Below are 24,772 nucleotides of genomic sequence, written 5' to 3'. Positions count from 1 at the left end.
GTTTACAATAAATATTTTTACTGTTTTTTGTCATGATTAATAAGCTTAATCGCATAGTATGTAAGCAGCGTGGTCAGGACAAAATAAGGTATAATAAAATGAAATTTGTAGCCCGGAATGGCTTCAAAATTTAATTTTTTCCTGATTAAATACATTAAAGCGAACTTTAATAAGATCAAACCAATCACTGATAAACCTAAAAATTCAGGAGCTACTCTATTAATTAAAATAATAAGCGTAATCATCATCATGAACATAATACTCAGAAAAAGATAAAATTTTACGATTACTACTTCATCCAAATGAAAAACAAATTTCCATAATGACAAATGGATCAGAAATGTCAGAAAAAATAATACAGTAACCAGAAGATTGGGATTGATTTTCATTTACTTCATTTTTACCTAACACTCATTAGGCTGATTTAACTGGTCACAAAAATAGACTTTTTCTATCGTATTTCAATATATTTTGATTTTTATCATATGTCAGTTAGAAATATTAAATTAAAAAATATATTATTCGGCTAGTATATTGGGATAAATTCTCAAGGGTAATAATATCACTTCTCATAGTCTCAAACTTTATCCTAGCCCGGATTGCAGCAATTGTCTGAGCTCATTTTATGTTTCGGCGCGGCGGCTTCGCCGCCGCGCCGAAACATAAAATAGCGAGTGCGGAAAGCCGGAAAAGCTTCTTATAAAAAATAACCCTGCTTTGGATGTAATCAAATCGCTCTTAAAAAATAATTAAAAATACAATTCCACAGATTTAAAAAAGTTGTGAAAAAACTCAAATATGTTAATTCAACTCATATATATAATATTACGTACAGAAGTCTTTAGATATACTAAAAAAATCCTTATTTTTGCAAACCTATAATTTACAATACATATGTTTAATAGTTTACAGGATAAATTAGACAAGGCGCTGCATAATATTTCAGGACGTGGAAAAATCACGGAAATCAATGTAGCGGAAACCGTAAAAGAAATTCGCAGAGCATTGGTGGATGCCGATGTTAATTATAAAGTTGCAAAAGATCTAACGAAAAGAGTTCAGGATAAAGCCCTGGGGCAGGATGTCCTTACTTCCCTTACCCCTGGACAGCTAATGACGAAAATCGTTCATGATGAGCTTGTAGATCTTATGGGAGGTTCTCAGGAAGGAATCAACCTTTCGGGAAAACCCTCTGTGATTCTTATTGCAGGACTTCAGGGTTCCGGTAAAACAACATTCTCCGGAAAACTGGCTAATTATTTAAAAACAAAAAGAAATAAGAAACCTCTTTTGGTGGCCTGTGACGTGTACCGTCCGGCTGCTATCGATCAGCTTAAAGTTTTGGGCGGACAGATCGGGGTTCCTGTCTTCACGGAAGAAGGTTCTATGGATCCTTCCAGCATCTCTCAAAACGCTATTAATTTTGCTAAATCCAACGGCCATGATGTTGTGATTGTAGATACCGCAGGCCGTCTAGCAATTGACGAGCAGATGATGAAGGAGATCAAAACCGTACACTCTACTATTCAACCAAATGAAACTCTATTCGTTGTAGATTCCATGACGGGTCAGGATGCGGTGAATACGGCAAAAGCATTCAACGATACTTTGAATTTTGACGGCGTTGTTTTAACGAAATTAGACGGTGATACCCGTGGTGGAGCTGCTTTAACGATCCGTTCTGTTGTTGAAAAGCCAATTAAATTCATTTCTACCGGTGAAAAAATGGAGGCTCTGGATCTTTTCTACCCGGAAAGGATGGCAGACAGAATCCTGGGAATGGGGGACGTTGTTTCCCTTGTAGAAAGAGCACAGGAACAATTTGACGAAGAAGAAGCGAAAAAACTTCATAAAAAAATTGCCAAAAATGAATTTGGTTTTGATGATTTCTTAAAGCAGATCAATCAGATCAAAAAGATGGGGAATATGAAGGATTTGATGGGCATGATTCCGGGTGTTGGAAAAGCGATCAAAGATGTGGAGATCAGTGATGACGCATTCAAGCATATTGAAGCGATCATCTACTCTATGACACCTGAAGAAAGAAGAAAGCCATCCATCATCAATACGCAGAGAAAAAACAGGATTGCCAAAGGTGCCGGAAGAAAAATTGAGGATGTAAACCAGTTAATGAAGCAGTTTGACCAGATGGGTAAAATGATGAAGATGATGCAGGGACCTCAGGGAAAACAGATGATGCAGATGATGAGCAAAATGCCGAATATGCCTGGAATGGGCGGAATGTTCGGTAAATAAACAAACATCAAATCAAATCACTTAAAAATATTCTATGGAAGTTTACGAAAAACAAGGAGGTAATTACAACCAGCCTTACAGATCAGAAAAAAAAGTAGCTGCCGGTATTCTTGCTATCCTTTTGGGCGGACTGGCTATTCATAAGTTCTATCTGGGATATACCAAGACAGGAATTATTCAACTTATTCTCAGTCTTGTAACCTGCGGTACCGTTGGTGGACTTATTGGTCTGATTGAAGGTATTATTTACCTTACCAAATCCGATGAGGAATTTGACAGAACTTACGTTCAGAACCAGAAAGAATGGTTTTAAATTTTTAAACAATATAAAACCCGGCTCAAATAAATTTGAGCCGGGTTTATTTTTACAACACTTACAAAGTTAATCTTTGTAAAAGTTTTTATTTATCAGATTTCTGAGCTTTAGACTTGATGAAATAAGAGAAACCAACGTTTACCCCGAAAGTTTTTACGTTTGTTTTAACATCTGTATTCATGATCGTCTGCTTGTTGGAGAACTGATCATAAGATACACCAAGATTGATCCCTAAAGACTGTGTAGCCATATAGGTAACCCCTCCTTTTACTTTCCATGCAAGACCATCGGTTGTGGTTTCATCAGAAGCAGAAACTCCTAACACATTCATTTCGCCTTTGTTTTTCACTGAAGCATATCCGATACCAGCTCCAAGGAAAGGAACAAATTTGCTGTCGTTAGCGAAATAATAAGTAGCAGTTGGCATTACTGAGAAACTTGTAGTAGTAGCCTTTGTACCTTCATACTTGGTAGTAGCGCTTGTAAGTCCCAAATCGATTCCTACAGCCAATTTATCAATAACAAAGTATCCTACAGAAGGAGTGATGGAAAATGTGCTTACTTTTGGTCCGTCTGCAGACTCGCCACCTGCTTTTACAGTAGTGGTTACGTTGTTGAATCCGAAACCTGTGTTTCCGCTTACAACCCAGTCTCCTTTAGTCATTTGGGCATTTGATAATCCGAAAAGTGCAACAGCACCTGCTAGTAATAGTTTTTTCATGATTTTTAAAATTTAAAAGTTTATGTTTAGTTTATTAATTATTTAGCAAAAACATATTTTACCCCGAAAGTAACCGAAGATAAGTTTAAGCCAAAATTAAAGTCATCAGTTCCTTTTTCCTGATCTTTAATCTTCATATTTTTGTAGCCAAACTCACCAATTGTAGCTTCGATAGTCCAGTTTTTATTGATGAAATAATCTAATCCTGGCTTCACGTTCACACCAAAAGAAGTATATTTCTGTTCCATATTTATACTTTGAGAATAGATATATCCATACATATTAATATAATCAAATTGTAAATCTGCCGTACGTTTTCCAATCTCAATAGGAACTTCAAGCTGTCCGAAAATATATAACTTATCCGAAAGCGTCCAGTATTTTCTGATGAACGGTCTTGCTGTAAAAGCATCTGCTTTCACCTTAGATTGCAGGGTTTCAACACCAAATCCTAAATTATTAATATTTGTATTTTCTGCTCTGCTTCCAATATAACCGATGCCCGTACCGACAGCCAAATTAGGAGCAATGAAAACTCCAAAGGTTGGAATAATGCTGAAATTCTGAAGTTTGTCGTCCGTATTATTATTTTTTTCCTGAGAATATCCTGCCTGACCAGACAGATAAAGCGTACCTGTTTTTATTTGGGCATTGGAAAGCCCGATAAACGCAACAGCTCCGGCTAAAAGTAATTTTTTCATGGTTATAGTATGATAATTATGAGAAAAAGCCCTAAGCAAAAAACTTAGGACTTTAGATTTATATGTTTTGTTTATTATTTAGCAAAAACATATTTAACACCGAAAGTAACTGAAGATAAATTCAATCCGAAGTTAAAGTTATCAGTGCTTTTGTCAAGATCTTTGTACTTGAAGTTGTTGTATCCGAATTCTCCGATAGTCGCTTCGATAGACCAGTTTTTGTTTAAGAAATAATCTAAACCTGGTTTTACGTTTACTCCGATTGAAGTGAATTTAGATTCAGTATTGAACTGAGATGCTGCACCACTGTATTCAGCTTTATCTTTACCGAACGCCATTGGAACTTCTAACTGTCCGAAGATGTATAATTTCTCACCTACAGTCCAATACTTTCTTACGAACGGAGCTACTACAAATGCATCAGTTGAAAGTTTAGTTTCAACATTCGTTAAAGCATTCGTTGTAGTTGTAGAGCTGTTTGCATAACCTACACCTAAACCAACAGCTAAGTTATTTGCTACGAAATATCCAACAGTAGGTACAATGGTGAAATCTTCAACTTTAGAATCTGTATTGTTATTCTGAGTTGAAGAATAGCCTACCTGTCCTGATAAATATGCAGTTCCTTTAGCAATCTGAGCATTAGATAAACCGAAAAGTGCAATAGCACCTGCTAATAATACTTTTTTCATTTTTTTAAAAATTTAATACTTTCTGGCGGCAAATTTACAGAGGTGCCACCGGATATTAAAATTTGTTAACGTGATTAATATCATTACTTTTTTTTGGCATTTTACGGGTATAAATCGTATAAAAGAAAGAGGTTTGAGCTTTTCACAATTATATGAATAAAAAAACTCCAATTTTGCAATTGGAGTTAAATATGATTGATTTTAAAAAAATTTATCTAAGAAAAAAGTTGGCCCCGAAATTAATCGCACCGAAGTTGAATCTGTCGTTACCCCTCCAATACGGGTCTTTATATTTGCTTCCGATATTCTGGAACCCAAGATAAAGCTCAGTATTCTTCATCTGATAGCCTACTCTTGGAGCTACATATAGCCCACTGTTGATGTAATCTCTTGTAGAAATCGCTGCTCCCAGATCCAAGCCGACAAAAAGCGGAACTTTATTAAAAGTATATTTTCCTGAAGCTGCAATCGGAATAAAACCGAAATCATCAACATTATCTTTCCCGAAGAAATGAGAATATCCTGTAGTAGCACCGATATCCAGTCCTTTTGTAATATTCCACATGTAAGCCGCGTCAATACCGATCGTTACACTTGCCGCATCTGCCGCATCACCTAGCGGAGCACCGATATGCCCCCCAAGTCTGAAACCTTCCTGCGCCTGCGCAACACCACCTAAAAGTGCAAAAGCACCCAGTAATAATAGTTTTTTCATTTTTTAATAAGTTTAAGTATTTAATTATTGAATGGTTGTTTCAACACAAAAATATGGTATCTGAAAACCACAAAAAAAAAGCGGAACAAATTTTGTACCGCTTTACGTTTTTAATGTAAATAATTCTTAGTTTCCTCCGAATTTAAATCCTACACCGATCTGGAAAAAGCTGTTGGTTAACTTTTCATTTCCTTCTGGGTTTTTAATAAGATTAGATACACCAAGGTTATATCTTGCATCGAAGAATAATCCATTCTCAAGAGTATATTCCGCACCGATGAAAGGAGCCAGATTCAAAGTGTTTACATCATCTTTTACATCTTCAGTTGAACTTGTAGTTTCTGAAAAAGATTGTCCAAGACCAGATCCTGTAAGAGAAGCTGTTGCTTCAACTTTTGCTGAAGTTATAATGCCTACATTAAGACCTAATCCGAAAGCTAAATTTTCTGTTGCATAATATTTAGCACTAATCGGAATCTGCACAGTTCCTAATTTCCAATCGGTTTTTTCAGTACCTGTAACATTTACACCCATTTGATTGTAAGATACAGATTCTTCCTGCTTACCTCCAAGCGGAGAATATAAAACCTCCCCCTGAACAGCAAATTTATCGCTGATTTTATATTCAGCCATGATACCTGCATAGAAAGTAGATTTTGAATCAAATTTATATGACTCACCATCACCTTTTGCATTAAGCATTGATAAAGAATAACCAGCTTTAGGACCAAACCTGAATTCCTGAGCCTTAGCGCTCATCCCGATAACAGCTACTGCTGCTAGAAGTAAAATTTTCTTCATTTTGTTAATAGTTTTTAATTAATCGATGGCAAAAATAATGTTTTTTTTCAAATATCAAAACCTAAAATTGATAATTTTACAATAAAAAAAATCAGGATAGAGCCTATCCTGATTTTATCACTAATATATGAAATAATTAGTCGTTTCTTTGTTTCTTTTCCTCTTCATTATATGCCAGGATAATCTTTTTAACAACAGGATGCCTTACAACATCTTCTTCTGTAAGATGCACAAACCCAATTTCCTTTACACCTTTCAGAATGCGCATTGCCTCTTTAAGTCCCGACTGCTGCTTTGGCGGAAGATCGACCTGGCTTGGATCTCCAGTGATGATAAATTTGGCATTCATACCCATCCTGGTTAAAAACATTTTCATTTGAGAATGAGTCGTATTCTGAGCTTCATCCAGAATAACGAAGGCATCATCCAGTGTCCGCCCTCTCATGAAAGCCAGCGGCGCTACTTCAATTACTTTTTTCTCAATAAAACCTTCCAGCTTCTCATGCGGAATCATATCACGAAGAGCATCATACAATGGCTGCAAATAGGGATCAAGTTTTTCTTTAAGGTCACCCGGCAAAAATCCCAGGCTCTCCCCCGCTTCTACAGCAGGCCTTGTAAGAACGATTCTTTTCACAGCCTTATCCCGTAACGCCTTTGCCGCCAAAGCTACACTGGTGTACGTTTTACCTGTCCCTGCCGGTCCGATCGCAAAAACCATATCTTTTTTCTCTGTTTCTTTAACCAGCTTTTTAAGATTGGTAGTTTTGGCTTTGATGATCTTTCCGTTCACCCCTTTTACAATAATATCCTGATCGAAAACAAGCTGCTTTTCATTTTCGTCTTTTATATTGAGGATGTTTTCAACATCTTTTAGGTCAATTGAATTATTTTTTGAGATATAATTTACGATATCATCCAGTTTCTGCTTAAAAATATCAAGGGCTTCCTGATTTCCCATCGCGAAGATAAAATGATCTCTGCCCGTAATTTTAAGAGTCGGAAAAGTAGATTTTATTAAGTTGAAATATTGGTTATTTACTCCATAGAAGATTTTCGCATCGATATCCTCCAAATCATATGTTAACTCAAACATGCAGTATCTTTATTAATTTTAGATTTTAAATGTAAAGCTTTTTTTGGAAATTTATATCAAATTCTTTTCCATAATCATTCGGGCATTCTTTTTATTTTAAATAAATTTGCATTTCTACCATTCTATAAACAATCAATGTCAATTATTACCCTTACTTCAGATTTCGGAAATTTGGATTACAGAGTTGCCGCTGTAAAAGGCAGTATACTTTCTCTGAATCAGAAAGTTAACATTATTGATATTACCCACGATATTCAGGCTTTTAACCTTGTACAGACATCATACATCGTGAGAAATGCCTACAAACACTTTCCGAAAAACACGGTTCATATCCTTTCTGTGGACAGTTTTCACAACAAATCAAGAAAAAATATCCTGTATAAAGCAGACGGACATTATTTTATTGCTGCCGATAACGGGCTTCTGAGCCTGGTCTTTTTCGACATTAAACCCGAAGCAATTTATGAAATCACTTTAAACAACAGATTTGATGATATTGTTAACTTTACATCAACCGATGTTTTTGTTCCCGCAGCGGTACATCTTGCTAATGGTGGACTTCCTGAAGTCATCGGGAGGAAGATTGATTCTGCCAAACAGCTGCTGTTCCCAAAACCGGTTTTTAATGACTCTGAAAAAATGATTATCGGCGAGGTTACTTATATTGATAATTTCGGAAATATAATATCAAATATCAGCAAAGATTTTTTTGAAAGTTCCGGTAAAGGATATGAAAATTTTACGATAAAATTCAGAAATTTAAGTCTTTCAAGAATATTTTTCAGTCACACGGAAGTGGTTTCCGATTGGGAAAGAGAGACGGAATATCATGGGCAATCTGCTGCAATTTTCAATGATAGCCAGCTTTTAGAGTTAACCATCTATAAAGGAAGCAAAAAAAACGGCGCCAAGTCCCTGTTTGGACTGAACGTGGGAGAGAATATTTACATCGAATTTTTCTAAAATTTAATATTTCATAAAAAAATCGATTTTTTTTATATATTTGTCAAAATCTAAAAATTAAAAATGGCAGAGTACAAATTATTGCTTCCTTCCATGGGAGAAGGTGTTATGGAAGCGACAATTATCACCTGGTTATTCAACGAAGGAGATAATGTGAAAGAAGATGATTCCGTAGTGGAGATTGCAACTGACAAAGTAGATTCAGACGTTCCGACACCAGTTTCGGGGAAAATCGTAAAGATTTTAAAAGAGAAAGACGAGGTTGCAAAAGTAGGCGAAGCTATTGCTATTTTAGAGATTGAAGGAGAAGGAGGAAACACAGCTTCAGAAGAAACCGTTACGGAAACTCCTGCTTCCGCTCCGGATGCCGAAATCTTAAAAACGATCGAAGAACCGTTAAAAGTATCTGCTTCCACAGAATTTTCGGGAGATCTTTATCTTTCTCCACTTGTAAAATCAATTGCACAACAGGAAAATATTTCCGAAACCGAACTGAAGTCCATCAAAGGAAGCGGTCTGGAAGGAAGAATTACCAAAGAAGATATTTTAGCATACGTTAAAAACAGAGGAAATCAGCCTGCTCCACAAGCTGCTCCGGCACAACAGGCAGCTCCGGCTTCACAACCTGTTGCAACATCAGCTCCGGCTGCTACCATTACAGCTGCTGCAGGTGATGAGATCATTCCAATGGACAGAATGAGAAAGATCATTGCCGAAAATATGGTGAAAGCAAAACAAATTGCTCCACACGTAACTTCTTTCATCGAAACAGACGTAACCAACGTCGTTAAATGGAGAAATAAAAATAAATCTCTCTTTGAAAAACGTGAAGGTGAGAAGCTTACTTTCATGCCGATTTTCGTGAGAGCAGTAGTAAAAGCCATTCAGGATTTCCCAATGATCAACGTTTCTATTAACGGTGAAAATATCATTAAAAAGAAAAACATCAATATCGGTATGGCAACGGCTTTACCGGACGGAAACCTTATTGTTCCTGTCATTAAAAATGCAGATCAGCTATCACTTTCAGGATTGGCAAAAGCAATCAACGATTTAGCTTACAGAGCAAGAAACAAAAAATTAAGACCTGAAGATACTCAAGGTGCGACGTATACGATTTCTAACGTAGGAAGCTTCGGAAATTTAATGGGAACTCCTATTATTCCTCAACCTCAGGTTGCTATCCTGGCAATCGGGGCGATCGTTAAAAAGCCAGCCGTTCTTGAAACTCCGGACGGAGATGTAATTGCGATCAGAAACTTAATGTTCATGTCTCACTCATACGACCACAGAGTTGTAGACGGTTCTTTGGGAGGAATGATGCTTAAACATGTTCATGATTACCTTGAAAACTGGGATCTGAACACAGAAATATAGTAATTAGTAATGAGCAATTAAACTTAATATCAATTAAATTAAATGATGTAATTATCATGTTGAGCTTGTCGAAATATTTTTACCATACAAACCTTCGGAATTTTCCGGAGGTTTTTTACGATCTTGAATAAATTATATCTTTAAAAGAAATTCATTGCAATGGAACTTGATTTCAGAAAACTTGATGTCAAAAAACTTTTTGATTTTTCAAAAGAAGAAGAGAACCTGATTTTTCAGGTATATGATGAACTTTTCGGGATCTATGATATTGCTGTTATTGATATCAAAGACTCACCATTTCATGAATTTGATTCCGGTAAGGAAATATCAATTTTCATACCCAGAATATGCTACTTTATTACGGATAAAAATAAAGAGCATTCTTTTTATCTTTTCATTGTTAACAAAATCGAGAAATCAATACAAGGCCGTCGTTTACCTGCTCAGACAGAATATTTACAAATTTGGGGCATGAAAACACTGGAAGGTGAATTTGGTTATATTTCAGTCAACAAAAAGAAGTGGGCAGACAGAATCGCGGGAATATTCAGCAGCTTTAATATCAATTTTAAAGATAATTCATTCAGTGATTTTTATGTTTTAGGAAGTGATAAATATAAAGCCATGGCTTTTTTGGACGCCAAAAGAAAGGAAATAATAAAATCTTTTCCTGATGAAGATTTTAAGCTGGAAATTAAAAACAATATTTTATGTTTCGGGCTTCCTAAAAATCTTTCTGTTGAAAACAGCATAATTGTTGCAGAATTTTTAAACCAAATATAATTTCTGTATTTTTATACTGACCATCCAAATCTACAGAATGCTGAAATTTCTAATTCTGATCCGAAGATCATTAAAAAAGTCCTTCGACAATATCCACAACGAACAGCTGAAGCATAATCTGCTGCAGGCGATTCCTTTTTGGATCGGTTCTATAATTACAGGTTTTGTAGCGGTGATGTACGCTAAAATCTTCGCTTGGGGAGAACATCTTCTGAATTATATCCTGAACTGGCATTTGTGGATGATTTTCATTATTGCTCCCATCGGTTTTGTATTATCGTGGTGGCTGGTGAAAGAATTTGCTCCATATGCTAAAGGCAGCGGCATTCCACAGGTGATGGCCGCGGTAGAGCTTGCCAATCCGAAAGAGCATAAAAAAATACGAAACTTATTAAGCCTAAAAATTATAGTTTTCAAAATACTTTCATCCGTCATTTTGGTTATCGGAGGCGGTGCGGTTGGCCGGGAAGGTCCTACGATCCAGGTGGCCGGTTCCGTTTTCAGAAAGGTAAATGAATACCTTCCGGAATGGTGGCCTAAGATTTCCAAGAAAAATATGATCATGACAGGTGCTGCAGCCGGGCTTGCCGCAGCATTCAACACCCCTCTCGGCGGAATTGTTTTTGCTGTGGAGGAACTTTCGAAGACTCATATCAACTATTTTAAAACCGCCTTATTTACGGCTGTTATTATTGCCGGTCTTACTGCCCAGACACTGGCCGGATCTTATTTATATTTAGGTTATCCGAAGACCAATGATGTTTCATTAATGGTCATGTTCCCGATCATGCTTGTTGCCGGAGTTGCAGGAATTCTTGCCAGTCAGCTTTCCGTAATCATGTTAAGAATTACGGCCTGGAAAAAGAAAAAACTGAAAACAGACAGGGCCAATATTGCTTTTCTTATTATTTCCGCATTAATTATTGCTTCTCTCGCATACTTTGTCAACACTGAAATTTTGGGATCGGGAAAAGAAATCATGGAGCGTATTCTTTACACTGATGAAAAACACGAAGACTGGTATGTTCCTGTTTTAAGAATGTTAGGACCTGCGCTATCCTTTACTTCCGGAGGTGCGGGAGGTATTTTTGCACCGGCTTTAACGGCAGGCGCCACCGTAGGTTCCGTAATTTCAGGATTTATTGATCTGAGCCCGAATGAAACCAACGTCGTAGTTCTTGGAGGTATGGTTGCTTTTTTAACCGGTATTACACGAGCTCCGTTTACATCAGCCATTATTGTTCTGGAAATGACCGATAGGCATTCATTAATATTTCATCTGATGCTTGCGGGGATGGTTTCTTCCATTGCCTCAATTCTTGTCAGCAGGCATTCTCTGTATGATCTGATCAAAGTTGGTTTCCTGGAAGAGATACGGAAAGAGAAAGATTAATTGTTATTCTGATTTAATTTAATGGTGTTAAAGCATCAGGAATGAAATCTATTAAGGAGCGTTAAAATTTGAAGAAATCTTGCCGTGATGTTGACGCTGTCATTTCCTAGCCCCGATCGAACGGCATGTCTGAGCTCTTTCCCTTGGTTCCGGCGGCGGCAAAGCCGCCGCGGAACCAAGGGAAAAGCGAGTAGTGAGAGCGGGAAAAAGCTCCTTTTACAAAGAAATATATTTTTCCAGGCAACCCTTATGGCTAAGCATATCAATATTTAACAAATTCTTCGACTTTATTGTATATTACAAATATATTCCCTACTTTTGCACCTCGAAATAATTAACAAATTTTTTAACATTATGAACAATTACGAAACTGTTTTCATTTTAACTCCCGTTCTATCTGAAGCTCAGGTGGAGGAAGCAGTGAACAAGTATGTAGATCTTATCAAAGAAAAGAACTGCGAAATCGTTGCTAAAGAAAACTGGGGATTAAAAAAATTAGCTTACCCGATCCAATTGAAAAAGAACGGATTTTACACTTTAATTGAATTTAAAGGTGAAGGTTCTGTAGTTGCTGATTTAGAATTGGCATTCAAGCGTGATGAGAGAGTGATCCGTTACCTTACTACAAAACTAGACAAACACGCTGTTGACTACGCTGTAACTAGAAGAGCAAAAGTAAAAGCAGCTAAAGCTTAATTATTAACCCTATTTTTTAAAATTACAAGACATGGCAATAGACGAAATGGCTAAACAAGCCTCAGCTGGAGGAGAATCTGAAGTAAAATTCCTTACTCCGCTTGATATCAATACAAAATCTGAAAAGAAATATTGTAGATTCAAAAAATACGGAATTAAGCACGTTGATTACAAAGATGCTGATTTCTTATTACAGTTCGTAAACGAACAAGGTAAAATCTTACCAAGAAGATACACCGGAACTTCTTTGAAATACCAGAGAAAAGTTTCTGCTGCAATCAAAAGAGCAAGACACCTTGCGTTACTACCATACGTAGCTGACTTATTGAAATAAAAAAATTGCAATTAGCCATTAGCTTTTGGCTTTTTGTTGCTGAATACATCATTAATTCTAACGATTTTTAGATTAAAGAAAAGAAATAATTTCTAAGACACCCGTCTTTTTTCTTTTTTCTTTGTTCTTTTCTCTAAAACTAAAAAACGGACAACAACAATGGACATTATCCTAAAAAAAGACGTAGAAAATTTAGGTCTTGAATTCGACACAGTAAGCGTAAAGCCAGGTTATGCTAGAAACTTCTTAATTCCTCAGGGATACGCACTTTTGGCAACTCCTAAAAACAAAGCAGCTCTTGAAGCTACTTTGGAAGCGAGAAAAGAAGAAGAAGCTAAATTAATCGCTGCTGCAAACGCTGTAGTTGAGCAATTGAAAAAAACTTCTATTACTATTCCTGCAAAAGTAGGTTCTGGTGATAAATTATTCGGATCTATCAACAATGCAGATCTTTCTGCAGCTCTTGGAAAAGCAGGAGTATCTGTAGAGAAGAAATACATCAAAATCCCAGGAAACACTATCAAAAGAACGGGTAAAGTAACTGCTAACATCAGACTACACAGAAATGTAGAATACAATTTCGAATTCGATATCGTATCTGATGCACCGGTAGAAGCTGCTCCTGCTAAAAAGGAAGAAGCTAAATCTGAAGAGGCTTAATCGATAAGACTTTTTACCATACAAAACCACTTCAAATTGAAGTGGTTTTTCTTTTTTATATACCATTCCTGTACAATTATTGTAAATATAGATTCTTAGCTATGGGATTCCATAACCGTTAAAAAGCATTTAGGCAGAAAATTTGCTTTAGTTCCGGAAATTATTTTTATGGAAATCAGTGAAATTGTTTCAAAGCAAAAAGAATTTTTCAGCACCCATCAGACGAAAAATATCAGATTCCGGAAAATGTACCTTGAGAAGCTTAAAGCACTTCTCATCAGCAATGAAAAGCTCCTGTATGAAGCTATTAAAAAAGATTTCGGCAAATCAGAATTTGATACGTTCACTACGGAAATTTCATTCATTATTAACGATATCAATTATTACCTGAAAAATCTGAAATTACTTTCCAGGCCTAAAAAAGTAAGCACCAATCTTATCAACCAAATTGGAAAAAGCATCATTTTTCCGGAACCGCTGGGAAATGTACTGGTTATCGGAGCATGGAACTACCCTTATCAGCTCTCGCTCTCCCCTGTCGTTGCAGCACTTGCCGCAGGAAACTGCTGTATTGTAAAGCCCAGTGAGATTGCAGAAAATACAATGAAGGCAATCACCCTACTGATCAATGAAAATTTTCCACCTGAATATTTGTACTCTTACGAGGGCGGTGTAGAAGAAACCACAGAGCTGCTGAAGTTCAGATTCGATAAAATATTTTTTACCGGAAGTACTAAAGTAGGGAAAATAGTATATGAAGCCGCCTCAAAAAACCTGACTCCCGTAACCCTGGAACTTGGCGGTAAATCTCCGGCCATTGTTACCAAAGATGCCAATCTTGAAGTTGCAGCTAAAAGAATTGTCTGGGGGAAATTTCTGAATGCCGGCCAAACCTGTGTTGCTCCGGATTATTTGCTGATTGAAGAAACGGTAAAAGAACAGTTTCTTGAAACGCTTACAAAATATATCAAGGACTTCAATTACCAGGCGGACTCCGAGCATTACACCAAAATTATCAATCTTAAAAACTTTGACCGTCTTGCCGCTCTTATAGATGCCGATAAAATTTATTCCGGTGGAAATTATGTACGTGAAAAATTATTTATAGAACCCACTGTCCTATCGAACATCAGCTGGACTGACAAGATCATGCAGGAAGAGATTTTCGGGCCTCTTCTGCCTGTTATTTCTTTTACGAACTACAATATCATCATCAACCGTATTTGTGAGCTTGAAAAGCCTCTTGCAGCCTATCTGTTTACCAATAATCCTGAAGAGAAAGAAATCTTTAAAAATAAACTCTCTTTCGGAGGAGGCTGTATCAATGATGTCATGATGCATCTGGGTAATGAAAATCTTCCTTTCGGCGGTGTAGGAAACTCGGGAATAGGAAATTACCACGGAAAATTCGGCTTTGAGACTTTTTCTCACCAAAAAGCTATTCTGGAAAAAGTAACCTGGGGCGAACCCGATATAAAATATCCACCCTACTCTGAAAAGAAACTGGGGTGGATCCGAAAGATTATTAATTTCTGAGAGATGCTTTAAAAGAAAAAAACCGGGAAATTCCCGGTTTTTATGATTTCTTTGGAGTCCATTTATTGAAAAACTCTTTTACCTTTTCAAGGCTGTATCCTTTCCCTTGTTCCAGAACATCACTCTGCTGAACATGGATCATTTTTCCGTTCATATCAAGAATAATGAAAACCGGATATCCGAATTTCTCACCTGGGTTTCCGTATTCGGCAAAAACTTTTTCATTCTTGTTATCCGGAGAATAATTCAGGTGATAATATTCGTAGTTTTTATCAACTATTGTCTTCAGTTCCGGTGTGGTCTGAACAAACTGATTGAATCTCAGACACCAGATACACCAGTTGCCTCCTGCCTGGATCATGATATTTTTTTTCTCTTTTTTGGCTTTGGCAATAAGATTCTGAATATCTTTCCCGGCATCAGCTTTCGGATCATAAGGCTTTGGTAATTTTGCCTTCTCTTCCGCAGCTTTCTTTTTAGCATCCAGTTCAGAATGATCGGTCTTTATCAACAGCGCCTTTTCATCATTCTTTCTTTCGTCCGCCTGCTGTTTTACATTCTGGGAGAAAGCAAAAAAGCTAATCCCCAAAAAAACTATTAATGATAACTTTTTCATATGGTAAAATTAAAAAAATATGACTATTTGCATGCAAAAATACAACCATAATTTTATTATCCGTAAATTTGCCTGTTTTATGAATTTTTTAATCAAGATATTGTACTTCATTTCTAAGATGCCTCTGAAAATATTATATGTATTTTCGGATATCATGTTCTTTCTGAATTACTATTTAGTTGGCTACCGCAAGAATGTTATAACCAAAAATCTCAAAAATTCATTTCCAGAAAAATCTGACCAAGAAATAGAAGAAATAAGGAAAAACTTTTACCGTAATTTTTCAGATTACCTCGTGGAAACCATTAAATCCTTCAGCATTTCGGAAACAGAATCGAGGGTAAGGATGCAGCATATTAACCAGGAACTTTTTCACGAAGCGAAAGAAGAGGGTAAAAATATCATCCTTCTTGCCGGACATGTTTTCAATTGGGAGTGGATCAATGCATTGGCAACAATAATTCCCCAGAATCATTGTCACCCCGTATACCGAAAGGTCAACAGTGACTTCTGGGAAAACCAGATGAAGAATGTCCGAAATAAATTCGGGAATGAAGCTCTTGAAGCAAAAGAAGTAATTCTTAACATTGTAAGATCAAAAAATGACGGAAGCTCTGCCTACATGTTTGTGGCCGATCAGACTCCACATTTTGCACACATTACCTACGGGCTGGAGTTCCTTAATCAGAGAACCCCTGTTTTTACGGGCTATGACAGACTGGCAACGAAAATGGATCTTGCATTCATTTACTGTGAAATGAAAAAGGTGAAGCGTGGATTTTATCAGGTAAACTATCACAGGATCTATCCGGACGGGGAAAAGTTTGTGGAACATGAGGTCGTAAAAAAATTCCATAAATTATTGGAAAACACTATTAATAAACGTCCCGACAATTATCTCTGGTCACACAGAAAATGGAAATATCAGGATTCTATTAAAAATTTTGATTCAGAAAAAAAGTAAAAACCGAATGTCAAAAAAGTTAGCTGTTGTCATCTTAAACTGGAACGGAAAATCATGGCTTGAAAAATTTCTTCCAAGTGTAGTGCGTTTTTCTCCACAATCTGATATTTATGTAGTTGACAATTTTTCTACTGATGATTCCGTTGATTTTTTACAGCATTATTTCCCGGAAGTAAAGATTATCAAAAATGATAAAAATTACGGTTTTGCGGGCGGTTATAATGAAGGATTAAAACATATTGACAACGAAATATACTGTCTTCTAAATTCGGATGTAGAAGTTACTGAAAACTGGGCGGAGCCGGTACTGCAGCTATTTGAAAAAGATCCGGTAATTGCGGCGGCACAGCCTAAGATCCTTTCCTATGAAAGAAAAAATTACTTTGAATTTGCGGGTGCTGCGGGAGGTTTGATTGACAATCTGGGTTATCCGTACTGCAGGGGAAGAATTTTTGATGATATTGAAGATGATCACGGACAATACAATGATGAAACGGAAATTTTCTGGGCTTCAGGATGTTGTTTATTCATCCGTTCCAAAGATTTTTGGGAACAAAATGGTTTTGATGAGAGATTCTTTGCCCATCAGGAAGAAATTGACCTTTGCTGGAGACTGATTAATTCGGGGAAAAAGGTTTTTTATACCGGTAAATCTGAAGTATATCATGTAGGAGGAGGAACACTGAATAAGCAAAGCGCAAAAAAAACATTCCTTAATATGAGGAATAATCTTTCAATGCTGTTGAAAAATTTACCTTTTCCACAGCTAATTTTTGTGCTGTTTTCGAGACTTTGTCTTGACGGGCTTGCAGCAATATATTTTGGCTATAAATATGGAATCTCCCATTTCTGGGCGGTAGGAAAAGCACATTTTGCTTTTTACACCCATATTCCGGGGACATGGAAAAGACGCCAGAAGCATCAGAAACATCAATTTTATCAATCAAAATGGTTGATTTTAAAACATTATTTGAAATGAAAACAACTTCATTATTATTATTTTTGGTTTTATTCCAGCTCGGATTTTCACAAAAAAACGCCTGGTCTGCCATTGACAAAAGCTACAGTATCAGGACAATATCTGACAAAGGCACGGAAAAGGTAAAAGACGAAGATCCTGTAAAGGTTACCATCTTCTCGTTCAGAGATCTCGTAGATAATATGGATCCTGAAAAGGAAAAATCCGTATCTGAAAAAGCGGTTTCTTTTAAAGATATCCGGGACAAAGTTGACAGAAAGGGTAAAGTGAATTTTAAAAAAGGTTCCGTTTATCTGGTAAGGCTTCAGGATGGTATACATGGCGGAAGATTCCGTATCACAATAAATAAAAATGCTAATAAAAAAGCGGTAGATAATCTTAATAAATTTCTTTCTGAAAAAATAATCCACGGAAGTATTCTGAAAGAAACTATTAACACTCCTGAACGTAAAAATGTAATTACAGGTTTTATTATTACCATCAGTGATAATGACGATGTTACTGCAAATACCTTAAAAGAAAAGTTCAGCCGTGAAATAAGCGATATTACAAAGGTTTCCACCAATAAAAGCACTTTGTTTTTTAAAATAACAACATAATAAGTATGGATTTTTGTGCAATAGATTTTGAAACCGCAACCCATGAGAGAAATTCTGCTTGTGAACTGGGAGTGTGTATTGTGCAGGATTCTAAAATTGTAGAAACCAAGACCTGGCTGATTAAACCGCCTAGCTTTCCTTACTTCAGTCCTTTTAATGTAGATGTTCACGGAATTTTACCTGATCATGTAAAAGATGCTCCTACGTTTGACGAAATCTGGTATGAAGTAGAGGAAATGATGTACGGAACTCTAATGATTGCCCACAATGCAGGATTTGATGCCGGTGTTTTACGCGGATGCCTGAGAATCATTACGGGATGTTCACTCCTAAATTAAATTACTTATGCAGTATTCAGCTAGCCAAAAAATCCTGGAATTATCTTCCCCGGTACGGGCTGAAACATCTGGCGGAATACCACCAGCTAAACTTCAACCACCACAGAGCGGGCGATGATGCAGAAGTGTGCGCAAAAATATCTTTACTGGCTTTTGAAAAGCTGTTTCTAACAAGCAATGAAGAAGTACATGAACTGATGAAATTAAAGATAAAAAAACTTTAATTTATTTCTGTTTCAAACTAAAACATAAAGGATAAATTCCAAATTATAGAATTAATTCCGGATTGCAGAATTATCAGTTGCTTAAAACTTCTGACAAGAGGTTAAATTTCGGAATATCAATTTCAAAATTTTCCTGGGTTTCCATATTTCTGACAAGGTATTTTCCACTCATATTTCCTACTCCGGAACGAAGCATTACATTGGAAAAATAGGCGAAATTTTCATTGCTGGAAATTTCTGGTGTCAGTCCTATAACGCCGTCTCCGATAATCTCCGTATAGCCGAATCCTACATCAAAAATCAACCATTTTCTTTTGAGGATTTTAATCGGAAAATTACCGTCATTTTCGATCGTTATATTATACTTGAAAACATATCTGTTTTCAGATGGATAACTGTTTTTGCTATCATATTCAGGTATTACTGAAACTTTGATATTGGAAGTCATTTTCGAGAACATCATCTTGGTATTTCCTTAAAATATACAAAAATCTCGCCCTTTTTAGAGCGAGATTAAATTTATGGTATAATTCTTTTTTTGAAATTATAAGCCTAAGCCTTTTCTTTCATCTCCATTCATTAAAATTCCTACCGGATTGTCGATGGCTTCTTTTACTGCAACCAGGAATCCAACAGACTCTTTTCCGTCGATAATTCTGTGGTCATAAGACATCGCTACGTACATCATTGGGCGAATCACCACCTGTCCGTCAACCGCTACCGGCCTCTGGATGATATTGTGCATTCCCAAGATAGCAGATTGCGGAGGGTTAATAATTGGTGTAGACATCATAGAACCGAATGTACCACCGTTGGTAATGGTAAATGTACCTCCTGTCATTTCGTCTACCGTGATTTTTCCATCTCTTACTTTAGTGGCAAGATCTTTAATATTGGCTTCAACACTTGCAAAAGACATATTTTCAGCATTTCTCAATACCGGAACCATCAATCCTTTAGGACCAGAAACGGCAATTGAAATATCGCAGAAATCGTAGTTTACTTTGAAATCTCCGTCGATCGATGCATTTACATCAGGATACATCTGTAAAGCTCTTGTAACGGCTTTTGTGAAGAAAGACATGAAACCAAGTCCTACACCGTGTCTCTGGGCAAATTCTTCTTTATATAATTTTCTCAGTCTGAAGATTTCAGACATGTCAACTTCATTGAAGGTGGTCAACATCGCCGTTTCATTCTTTACAGAAACCAATCTCTGAGCAATTTTTCTTCTAAGAACTGAAAGTTTTGTGGTTGTAGTAGATCTTGAACCTGTAGCGGTTACCGGGTTTCCTCCCAATGCAGGAACAGCAGCTAATTCAGCATCTGATTTTGTGATTCTGCCATCTCTTCCGCTTCCTGAAACCTGTGCAGCATCCATTCCTTTTTCATCAAGAATTTTTTTAGCTGCAGGAGATGGAGCGCCTGTTGCATAAGTTTGTGTTGCAGCTGCTGCTGGTTGGGCCGCAGGCTGTGGAGCCGGAGCTTCCTGTTTTGCAGGTTCAGCAGCTTTTGGAGCTTCTTCCTGTTTTGGAGCTTCAGCAGCAGGAGCAGCGCTTCCGGATGGCTTTACAGCATCCATATCAATCAAGCAAACCACTTGTCCTACCTGTACAACATCACCTTCCTCAGCTTTTAAAGTAATTACACCGCTTTGTTCAGCAGGCAATTCCAGCGTTGCTTTGTCTGAATCTACCTCGGCGATAGGCTGATCTTTTTCTACATAATCGCCATCTTTAACAAGCCAGGTTGCAATTTCAACTTCTGTAATTGATTCGCCCGGTGAAGGAACTTTCATTTCTAAAACTGACATATCGTATTTTTTATTTTTTTAATTATTTATTTTTTAGACTTTAAGAAAATAGATAAAAGACAAAAAGACTTTTTCTAAATTCTACCAAATTTAAGCGGTTACGGGTCTTTTTACCGGAGCATCATTTCTGTCGAATACTCTGTTGATTACTGCATTCTGGTTTTTCTCAAACATTTTGTGACTTCCCGGAGCCGGAGCACCGCTTGGAACCGGAGCTACAACCTGAATTCCCGTATCTCTGAAATTTCTTAAGATATAAGACCATGCACCCATATTTTCAGGTTCTTCCTGAGCCCAAACCAGTTCTTTTCTGTTTGAATATTTTTCAAAGATAGCCTCAATAGCATCAGCCTGTAAAGGATATAACTGCTCGAATCTTACCAGTGCAATATTTTCAGCATTCAGCTCTTCTTTTTTAGCCAGCAATTCGAAATATAGTTTTCCTGAACACAATACTAATTTCTCTACTTTTTTAGGATCTGCAGCAGGATCATCAAGAATTGGCTGGAAGCCTCCGTTGGCGAAATCTTCAAGTGGAGATACTACTTTCGGGTGTCTCAATAATGATTTCGGACTCATTACGATTAACGGCTTTCTGAATGACCATTTCAACTGTCTTCTCAACAGGTGGAAATAGTTTGCCGGAGAGGTAATATTGGCAACAACCATATTTTCATTGGCACAAAGTGTAAGGAATCTCTCCAGCCTTGCCGAAGAGTGTTCTGCACCCTGCCCTTCCGAACCGTGTGGCAACAACATTACCAGACCATCCTGAATTTTCCATTTTTCTTCTGCGGCAGCCAGGTACTGGTCTACAATAATTTGTGCTCCGTTTACGAAATCTCCGAACTGAGCCTCCCAAATTGTCAATGTATTAGGAGAAGCCATTGCATATCCGTAATCGAAACCTAAAACTCCATATTCTGAAAGATGAGAATTGTACACATCAAATCTGCTTTCTGAAACATGTCTTAACGGAATAAATTCTTCTTCCGTATCTTCCGTTTTTACCACGGCATGTCTGTGTGAGAACGTTCCTCTCTCCACATCTTCCCCGGAAATTCTTATATTGTGACCTTCTACTAAAAGCGTCGCATAAGCCAGCCATTCTCCAATAGCCCAGTCTAATGAATTCGCTTCGATAGCTTTAATTCTGTTTTCAAAAAGCCTTGTGATCTTATTCAGGAACTTTTTATCAGCAGGAAGTGTAGACATCTTAACAGCCAGTTCTTTCAGCTTCTCAAGATTGTATTTCGTATCAACCGGTGTCTGAACGGCCCCTCTTTTTGCAATAGGATAATTCGTCCAGTCATCTGCCATGAACAGATCCATGACGTTTTTCTCTATTTCTTTGGATGCATCGAAATTTTCATCTAAAAGCGCTTTGAATTCCGTTTCCATTTTAGCGATCACATCATTTGAGGTTACGCTGTCTTTCAACAATTTATCTTTATAGATTTCTCTTGGATTCGGATGTTTTGAAATGATTTTATATAGGTTCGGCTGTGTAAATCTTGGTTCATCACCTTCATTGTGGCCGTATTTTCTGTATCCTAATAAATCGATGTATACATCTTTTCCGAATTTCGCTCTGAAATCGGCAGCAAAGTGAATAGCATGAACAACTGCCTCGGCATCATCTGCATTCACATGCATTACCGGAGATTCAGTAACTTTTGCAATGTCTGTACAGTATGTTGAGGATCTTGCATCGATGTAATTCGTTGTAAAGGAAACCTGGTTATTCACCACGATATGAACCGTACCGCCAGTCCTGTAGCCTTCCAGAGTCATCATCTGGGCCACTTCATAAGCAATACCCTGCCCTGCAATAGCACCGTCACCGTGAATCACAATCGGTAAAATTTTAGAATAATCTCCTTTGTATTTGTCATCTACTTTTGCACGGCAAATCCCTTCTACAAGGGCAGCAACCGTTTCAAGGTGAGACGGGTTCGGGGTAAGGTTGATGGCCACCTCTTCTCCTGAAGCTGTTTTGATCTTTTTAGATGAACCTAAATGGTATTTTACGTCTCCGGAGAATACATCTTCTTCAAATTCTTTTCCTTCAAATTCTGAGAAGATCTGTTTGTAAGATTTCCCGAAAATATTGGTAAGAACATTCAGTCTTCCTCTGTGCGCCATTCCTAAAACAACCTCATCTACGCCCAGCTGTGAAGATCTTGAAATCAGCTGATCCAATGCCGGAATTAATGTTTCACCACCTTCCAGAGAGAATCTTTTCTGCCCAACAAATTTTGTATGAAGATAATTTTCAAACGCTACGGCCTGATTTAATTTTAATAATATTTCAGTTTTTTCATTTGCCGAAAGGCTTGGATGGTTTTCGTTAACCTGAATCCATTTTTTTATAAAATCTTTTTCCTCAACATTGTTGATGTGCATGTATTCTACCCCGATAGAATCACAGTAGATGTTTTCCAGGTGAGTGATAAGTTCCTGTAATGTTGCAGGACCTTTCATCCCTGTTTCCACCGCACAGTTGAATTTTGTATTTAAATCAGACTTGTCAAGACCGAAGTTTTCGATATCTAAAGTCGGGGCATAATGTCTTCTTTCTCTTACCGGATTGGTTTTCGTAAACAGATGTCCTCTCGTTCTGTACGCTTCGATAAGGTTTACCACCTTAAATTCTTTTTTGATGTGCTCAGGAACCTCTCCGTTTGATGCAGCCTGTGCAGCCTGCTGTACTACCGGAGCAGAAACAGCCGGAGCCTGGGTATATTGAGTATAATCATCGTCTCCGTAATTCTCCAAAGCAAAATCGAAGCCCTGAAAAAAGGCCTTCCATGATGGTTCTAAAGAGTCGGGAAATTTTAAATACTGTTGGTATAAATCCTCAATTAATTGAGAATGAGCTGCGTTTAGGAATGAAAATCTGTCCATTATTACAGTTTATCTGTTATTAAAATTTGTTTGTAGAATTAAACGTCAAATTTAATAAAAAAAACCGACTTGGAACAGCCCGTAACTATTAAAAAAACTATAAAAGAAATAAATTTAATGAATTTACTTAAATACTGATAATGAGAGTTTCATATTCACATCGCCATCTTCTACGGGACGCTCTAAAAACGTCTGCCGGATATCCCCGAAACGCATTTCATCTTTTTTTGCTTTCTGGATCAGCTGCTGAATTGCTTTTATTCTTCCGGCATAATTTCCTTTGTAATACATGATATAGTTCTGGGTAGGACCTTGTGTCCTGAAACTGAAGTTGTTATCCGTAAGTCCGATTTTTTTAGACAAAGGAATCCCAAGAAAGTAAGAAACTTCTTTATCTTTATAATTGTCTGCGTCAGTGATCAGGATGGGAAAGCCAAATTCATCGTCTTTCTTACCCAGATCCATTGTGGTGTAATTATAGATTTTGTTATAATTCATGACAATATTTCTGTATAGCGCATCTTTTTTGTTGGATGTGCTTACATTAATTCCCAGGAGAAGCTTTTCTTCCTCATTTTCAACCATCAGACTATCGTATTTTATGGCAGCCATCTGGTTGTCTTTCTCTACTTTATTGCCTAAAACATTGTTAAGATTAATCATACTTTTGTCGATATTTTCGGCAAAACGATCTTCTGTCCAGAAGTTTTCAACACGCTTCAAAACAGATAATTTCGGAGTATGCACAACCCAGGTAATCCTGGTTTTTTCGGGAGCTACTGCCCTAAACTTAACATCAACCACCGTAGGACTTTCATTTTTGTCCTCAAACAGCTGGTACCTGATTGTTTTGTTCGGATTTTCGTAACGAAGGAACATTTCCCCATCGGTTTCATTTTTAGGATCAACATAGCTGATGGAGCTTCCCTGACCTTCGTAAGGCGTATAATAATCAATATCAATGGAATTGGAACTTGTAAAGAAATTATTCCACCGTGTGAAGTTCTGAAGATTATTAAACTGGTTAAAGACTTTCTCAACGGGATAATTGATCTCTTTTTCGATTTTAAAATCTTTGCTTTCATCCACAAAATAGTACATTGAAGCTGCATAAGCCCCGATCAGTAATAAAACAATAGCTGCTATGATTTTAAAGAAACGCATCGTACAAATGTATTGAAAATAACAAAAGTGACCAATATGCTGATCACTCTGTTTAATTTATTTAATGTAAGACAAAAGACATAATGATGAAATGTGATTACTAAAACAACCCAAATTTCACCTTTTCT

The 24,772-nt window shown here is 37.0% G+C and carries 27 protein-coding genes; 15 read left to right on the top strand and 12 right to left on the bottom strand.

Annotation, left to right across the window (positions count from 1 at the left end):
- Positions 1 to 17 precede the first annotated feature (17 nt).
- Complete coding sequence (locus ACYT6F_RS13725) at positions 18 to 389, bottom strand: hypothetical protein (protein WP_472598217.1); 372 nt, start codon at positions 387 to 389, stop codon at positions 18 to 20.
- Between the two features lie 505 nt (positions 390 to 894).
- On the opposite strand from ACYT6F_RS13725, the gene ffh reads away from it, so the two are divergent.
- The gene (gene ffh / locus ACYT6F_RS13720; protein ID WP_169230723.1) at positions 895 to 2,256 is read left to right on the top strand and encodes a signal recognition particle protein; all 1,362 of its coding nucleotides are present in this window, start codon (positions 895 to 897) and stop codon (positions 2,254 to 2,256) included.
- A gap of 34 nt (positions 2,257 to 2,290) precedes the next feature.
- A complete protein-coding gene (locus tag ACYT6F_RS13715) occupies positions 2,291 to 2,569 on the top strand; it encodes a TM2 domain-containing protein (RefSeq protein ID WP_283421182.1) in 279 nt (92 codons plus the stop codon).
- Positions 2,570 to 2,657: 88 nt separating this feature from the next.
- Here the strand turns inward: ACYT6F_RS13715 and ACYT6F_RS13710 are convergent, their stop codons facing one another.
- From ACYT6F_RS13710 to ACYT6F_RS13685, 6 genes are all read right to left on the bottom strand, one after another.
- Positions 2,658 to 3,293, bottom strand: coding sequence for an OmpW family outer membrane protein (locus tag ACYT6F_RS13710; protein WP_472598216.1), 636 nt, complete (start codon positions 3,291 to 3,293; stop codon positions 2,658 to 2,660).
- Between the two features lie 38 nt (positions 3,294 to 3,331).
- Positions 3,332 to 3,994 carry an outer membrane protein gene (locus tag ACYT6F_RS13705; protein WP_472598215.1) on the bottom strand — a complete coding sequence of 221 codons (663 nt, stop codon included), beginning with the start codon at positions 3,992 to 3,994 and terminating at the stop codon, positions 3,332 to 3,334.
- Between the two features lie 74 nt (positions 3,995 to 4,068).
- Positions 4,069 to 4,686 (bottom strand): outer membrane beta-barrel protein, encoded by a 618-nt coding sequence (locus ACYT6F_RS13700; protein WP_472598214.1) that lies wholly within the window; start codon positions 4,684 to 4,686, stop codon positions 4,069 to 4,071.
- A gap of 211 nt (positions 4,687 to 4,897) precedes the next feature.
- Positions 4,898 to 5,401 carry a hypothetical protein gene (locus ACYT6F_RS13695; protein WP_472598213.1) on the bottom strand — a complete coding sequence of 168 codons (504 nt, stop codon included), beginning with the start codon at positions 5,399 to 5,401 and terminating at the stop codon, positions 4,898 to 4,900.
- A 126-nt stretch (positions 5,402 to 5,527) separates the two neighbouring features.
- The gene (locus ACYT6F_RS13690; RefSeq protein ID WP_472598212.1) at positions 5,528 to 6,202 is read right to left on the bottom strand and encodes a porin family protein; all 675 of its coding nucleotides are present in this window, start codon (positions 6,200 to 6,202) and stop codon (positions 5,528 to 5,530) included.
- Between the two features lie 136 nt (positions 6,203 to 6,338).
- Complete coding sequence (locus ACYT6F_RS13685) at positions 6,339 to 7,298, bottom strand: PhoH family protein (RefSeq protein ID WP_472598211.1); 960 nt, start codon at positions 7,296 to 7,298, stop codon at positions 6,339 to 6,341.
- Between the two features lie 135 nt (positions 7,299 to 7,433).
- Here ACYT6F_RS13685 and ACYT6F_RS13680 point away from each other — a divergent pair, with 135 nt between their 5' ends.
- From ACYT6F_RS13680 to ACYT6F_RS13645, 8 genes are all read left to right on the top strand, one after another.
- Positions 7,434 to 8,261 carry an SAM hydrolase/SAM-dependent halogenase family protein gene (locus ACYT6F_RS13680; protein ID WP_472598210.1) on the top strand — a complete coding sequence of 276 codons (828 nt, stop codon included), beginning with the start codon at positions 7,434 to 7,436 and terminating at the stop codon, positions 8,259 to 8,261.
- Positions 8,262 to 8,324: 63 nt separating this feature from the next.
- Positions 8,325 to 9,638: a dihydrolipoamide acetyltransferase family protein gene (locus ACYT6F_RS13675; protein WP_472598209.1), complete on the top strand. Its 1,314-nt coding sequence runs from the start codon at positions 8,325 to 8,327 to the stop codon at positions 9,636 to 9,638.
- 159 nt (positions 9,639 to 9,797) lie between these two features.
- On the top strand, positions 9,798 to 10,421 hold the full coding sequence (locus ACYT6F_RS13670; protein ID WP_472598208.1) for a hypothetical protein: 624 nt from the start codon (positions 9,798 to 9,800) through the stop codon (positions 10,419 to 10,421).
- 37 nt (positions 10,422 to 10,458) lie between these two features.
- Positions 10,459 to 11,814 (top strand): chloride channel protein, encoded by a 1,356-nt coding sequence (locus tag ACYT6F_RS13665; RefSeq protein WP_472598207.1) that lies wholly within the window; start codon positions 10,459 to 10,461, stop codon positions 11,812 to 11,814.
- 354 nt (positions 11,815 to 12,168) lie between these two features.
- Complete coding sequence (gene rpsF / locus ACYT6F_RS13660) at positions 12,169 to 12,510, top strand: 30S ribosomal protein S6 (RefSeq protein WP_066434819.1); 342 nt, start codon at positions 12,169 to 12,171, stop codon at positions 12,508 to 12,510.
- 31 nt (positions 12,511 to 12,541) lie between these two features.
- Complete coding sequence (gene rpsR, locus ACYT6F_RS13655; RefSeq protein ID WP_002979091.1) at positions 12,542 to 12,844, top strand: 30S ribosomal protein S18; 303 nt, start codon at positions 12,542 to 12,544, stop codon at positions 12,842 to 12,844.
- Between the two features lie 159 nt (positions 12,845 to 13,003).
- Positions 13,004 to 13,504, top strand: a complete 501-nt coding sequence (gene rplI / locus ACYT6F_RS13650; protein WP_169230733.1) for a 50S ribosomal protein L9 — start codon at positions 13,004 to 13,006, stop codon at positions 13,502 to 13,504.
- Positions 13,505 to 13,615: 111 nt separating this feature from the next.
- Positions 13,616 to 15,040, top strand: coding sequence for an aldehyde dehydrogenase (locus ACYT6F_RS13645; protein ID WP_472601123.1), 1,425 nt, complete (start codon positions 13,616 to 13,618; stop codon positions 15,038 to 15,040).
- 40 nt (positions 15,041 to 15,080) lie between these two features.
- Here the strand turns inward: ACYT6F_RS13645 and ACYT6F_RS13640 are convergent, their stop codons facing one another.
- Positions 15,081 to 15,656, bottom strand: a complete 576-nt coding sequence (locus ACYT6F_RS13640) for a thioredoxin family protein (protein WP_472598206.1) — start codon at positions 15,654 to 15,656, stop codon at positions 15,081 to 15,083.
- Between the two features lie 79 nt (positions 15,657 to 15,735).
- Here ACYT6F_RS13640 and ACYT6F_RS13635 point away from each other — a divergent pair, with 79 nt between their 5' ends.
- The 5 genes from ACYT6F_RS13635 to ACYT6F_RS13615 are packed head-to-tail and all read left to right on the top strand — an operon-like array spanning position 15,736 to position 18,760.
- A complete protein-coding gene (locus tag ACYT6F_RS13635) occupies positions 15,736 to 16,620 on the top strand; it encodes a lysophospholipid acyltransferase family protein (RefSeq protein ID WP_472598205.1) in 885 nt (294 codons plus the stop codon).
- Between the two features lie 7 nt (positions 16,621 to 16,627).
- Positions 16,628 to 17,599, top strand: coding sequence for a glycosyltransferase family 2 protein (locus tag ACYT6F_RS13630; RefSeq protein ID WP_472598204.1), 972 nt, complete (start codon positions 16,628 to 16,630; stop codon positions 17,597 to 17,599).
- Positions 17,596 to 18,198, top strand: a complete 603-nt coding sequence (locus ACYT6F_RS13625) for a hypothetical protein (RefSeq protein ID WP_472598203.1) — start codon at positions 17,596 to 17,598, stop codon at positions 18,196 to 18,198. The genes ACYT6F_RS13630 and ACYT6F_RS13625 overlap by 4 nt, the downstream gene beginning before the upstream one ends.
- A 5-nt stretch (positions 18,199 to 18,203) precedes the next feature.
- Positions 18,204 to 18,536, top strand: coding sequence for an exonuclease domain-containing protein (locus ACYT6F_RS13620; protein WP_472598202.1), 333 nt, complete (start codon positions 18,204 to 18,206; stop codon positions 18,534 to 18,536).
- Positions 18,518 to 18,760: an exonuclease domain-containing protein gene (locus ACYT6F_RS13615; RefSeq protein WP_472598201.1), complete on the top strand. Its 243-nt coding sequence runs from the start codon at positions 18,518 to 18,520 to the stop codon at positions 18,758 to 18,760. Before ACYT6F_RS13620 ends, ACYT6F_RS13615 begins: the two co-directional genes overlap by 19 nt.
- A gap of 73 nt (positions 18,761 to 18,833) precedes the next feature.
- On the opposite strand, the gene apaG is transcribed toward ACYT6F_RS13615, so the two are convergent.
- From apaG to ACYT6F_RS13595, 4 genes are all read right to left on the bottom strand, one after another.
- Positions 18,834 to 19,223 (bottom strand): Co2+/Mg2+ efflux protein ApaG, encoded by a 390-nt coding sequence (gene apaG, locus ACYT6F_RS13610; protein WP_169230739.1) that lies wholly within the window; start codon positions 19,221 to 19,223, stop codon positions 18,834 to 18,836.
- Positions 19,224 to 19,304: 81 nt separating this feature from the next.
- A complete protein-coding gene (gene odhB, locus ACYT6F_RS13605; protein WP_472598200.1) occupies positions 19,305 to 20,573 on the bottom strand; it encodes a 2-oxoglutarate dehydrogenase complex dihydrolipoyllysine-residue succinyltransferase in 1,269 nt (422 codons plus the stop codon).
- 90 nt (positions 20,574 to 20,663) lie between these two features.
- Entirely contained in the window at positions 20,664 to 23,480 is a 2,817-nt protein-coding gene (locus ACYT6F_RS13600; RefSeq protein WP_472598199.1) for a 2-oxoglutarate dehydrogenase E1 component, read from the bottom strand.
- A gap of 123 nt (positions 23,481 to 23,603) precedes the next feature.
- Positions 23,604 to 24,644, bottom strand: coding sequence for an SRPBCC domain-containing protein (locus ACYT6F_RS13595; protein WP_472598198.1), 1,041 nt, complete (start codon positions 24,642 to 24,644; stop codon positions 23,604 to 23,606).
- Positions 24,645 to 24,772 lie beyond the last annotated feature (128 nt).

This window comes from Chryseobacterium sp. NG-CE01, assembly GCF_055695505.1.
The sequence above is the reverse complement of the archived record's forward strand: the minus strand, read 5'-3'. Positions and strand labels throughout refer to the sequence as shown.

What these genes read in the sequence shown, in the direction of transcription:
- ACYT6F_RS13635 (WP_472598205.1), top strand. Translation starts at nt 15,736, where the DNA reads ATGAATTTTTTAATCAAGATATTGTACTTCATTTCTAAGATGCCTCTG.
- ACYT6F_RS13600 (WP_472598199.1), bottom strand. Translation starts at nt 23,480, where the DNA reads ATGGACAGATTTTCATTCCTAAACGCAGCTCATTCTCAATTAATTGAG.
- ACYT6F_RS13595 (WP_472598198.1), bottom strand. Translation starts at nt 24,644, where the DNA reads ATGCGTTTCTTTAAAATCATAGCAGCTATTGTTTTATTACTGATCGGG.
- ACYT6F_RS13620 (WP_472598202.1), top strand. Translation starts at nt 18,204, where the DNA reads ATGGATTTTTGTGCAATAGATTTTGAAACCGCAACCCATGAGAGAAAT.
- ACYT6F_RS13670 (WP_472598208.1), top strand. Translation starts at nt 9,798, where the DNA reads ATGGAACTTGATTTCAGAAAACTTGATGTCAAAAAACTTTTTGATTTT.
- rpsR (WP_002979091.1), top strand. Translation starts at nt 12,542, where the DNA reads ATGGCAATAGACGAAATGGCTAAACAAGCCTCAGCTGGAGGAGAATCT.
- ACYT6F_RS13705 (WP_472598215.1), bottom strand. Translation starts at nt 3,994, where the DNA reads ATGAAAAAATTACTTTTAGCCGGAGCTGTTGCGTTTATCGGGCTTTCC.
- odhB (WP_472598200.1), bottom strand. Translation starts at nt 20,573, where the DNA reads ATGTCAGTTTTAGAAATGAAAGTTCCTTCACCGGGCGAATCAATTACA.
- rplI (WP_169230733.1), top strand. Translation starts at nt 13,004, where the DNA reads ATGGACATTATCCTAAAAAAAGACGTAGAAAATTTAGGTCTTGAATTC.
- ffh (WP_169230723.1), top strand. Translation starts at nt 895, where the DNA reads ATGTTTAATAGTTTACAGGATAAATTAGACAAGGCGCTGCATAATATT.
- ACYT6F_RS13640 (WP_472598206.1), bottom strand. Translation starts at nt 15,656, where the DNA reads ATGAAAAAGTTATCATTAATAGTTTTTTTGGGGATTAGCTTTTTTGCT.
- ACYT6F_RS13680 (WP_472598210.1), top strand. Translation starts at nt 7,434, where the DNA reads ATGTCAATTATTACCCTTACTTCAGATTTCGGAAATTTGGATTACAGA.
- ACYT6F_RS13700 (WP_472598214.1), bottom strand. Translation starts at nt 4,686, where the DNA reads ATGAAAAAAGTATTATTAGCAGGTGCTATTGCACTTTTCGGTTTATCT.
- ACYT6F_RS13725 (WP_472598217.1), bottom strand. Translation starts at nt 389, where the DNA reads ATGAAAATCAATCCCAATCTTCTGGTTACTGTATTATTTTTTCTGACA.
- ACYT6F_RS13695 (WP_472598213.1), bottom strand. Translation starts at nt 5,401, where the DNA reads ATGAAAAAACTATTATTACTGGGTGCTTTTGCACTTTTAGGTGGTGTT.
- ACYT6F_RS13675 (WP_472598209.1), top strand. Translation starts at nt 8,325, where the DNA reads ATGGCAGAGTACAAATTATTGCTTCCTTCCATGGGAGAAGGTGTTATG.
- ACYT6F_RS13665 (WP_472598207.1), top strand. Translation starts at nt 10,459, where the DNA reads ATGCTGAAATTTCTAATTCTGATCCGAAGATCATTAAAAAAGTCCTTC.
- ACYT6F_RS13615 (WP_472598201.1), top strand. Translation starts at nt 18,518, where the DNA reads ATGTTCACTCCTAAATTAAATTACTTATGCAGTATTCAGCTAGCCAAA.
- rpsF (WP_066434819.1), top strand. Translation starts at nt 12,169, where the DNA reads ATGAACAATTACGAAACTGTTTTCATTTTAACTCCCGTTCTATCTGAA.
- ACYT6F_RS13690 (WP_472598212.1), bottom strand. Translation starts at nt 6,202, where the DNA reads ATGAAGAAAATTTTACTTCTAGCAGCAGTAGCTGTTATCGGGATGAGC.
- ACYT6F_RS13710 (WP_472598216.1), bottom strand. Translation starts at nt 3,293, where the DNA reads ATGAAAAAACTATTACTAGCAGGTGCTGTTGCACTTTTCGGATTATCA.
- ACYT6F_RS13715 (WP_283421182.1), top strand. Translation starts at nt 2,291, where the DNA reads ATGGAAGTTTACGAAAAACAAGGAGGTAATTACAACCAGCCTTACAGA.
- ACYT6F_RS13630 (WP_472598204.1), top strand. Translation starts at nt 16,628, where the DNA reads ATGTCAAAAAAGTTAGCTGTTGTCATCTTAAACTGGAACGGAAAATCA.
- ACYT6F_RS13685 (WP_472598211.1), bottom strand. Translation starts at nt 7,298, where the DNA reads ATGTTTGAGTTAACATATGATTTGGAGGATATCGATGCGAAAATCTTC.
- apaG (WP_169230739.1), bottom strand. Translation starts at nt 19,223, where the DNA reads ATGATGTTCTCGAAAATGACTTCCAATATCAAAGTTTCAGTAATACCT.
- ACYT6F_RS13625 (WP_472598203.1), top strand. Translation starts at nt 17,596, where the DNA reads ATGAAAACAACTTCATTATTATTATTTTTGGTTTTATTCCAGCTCGGA.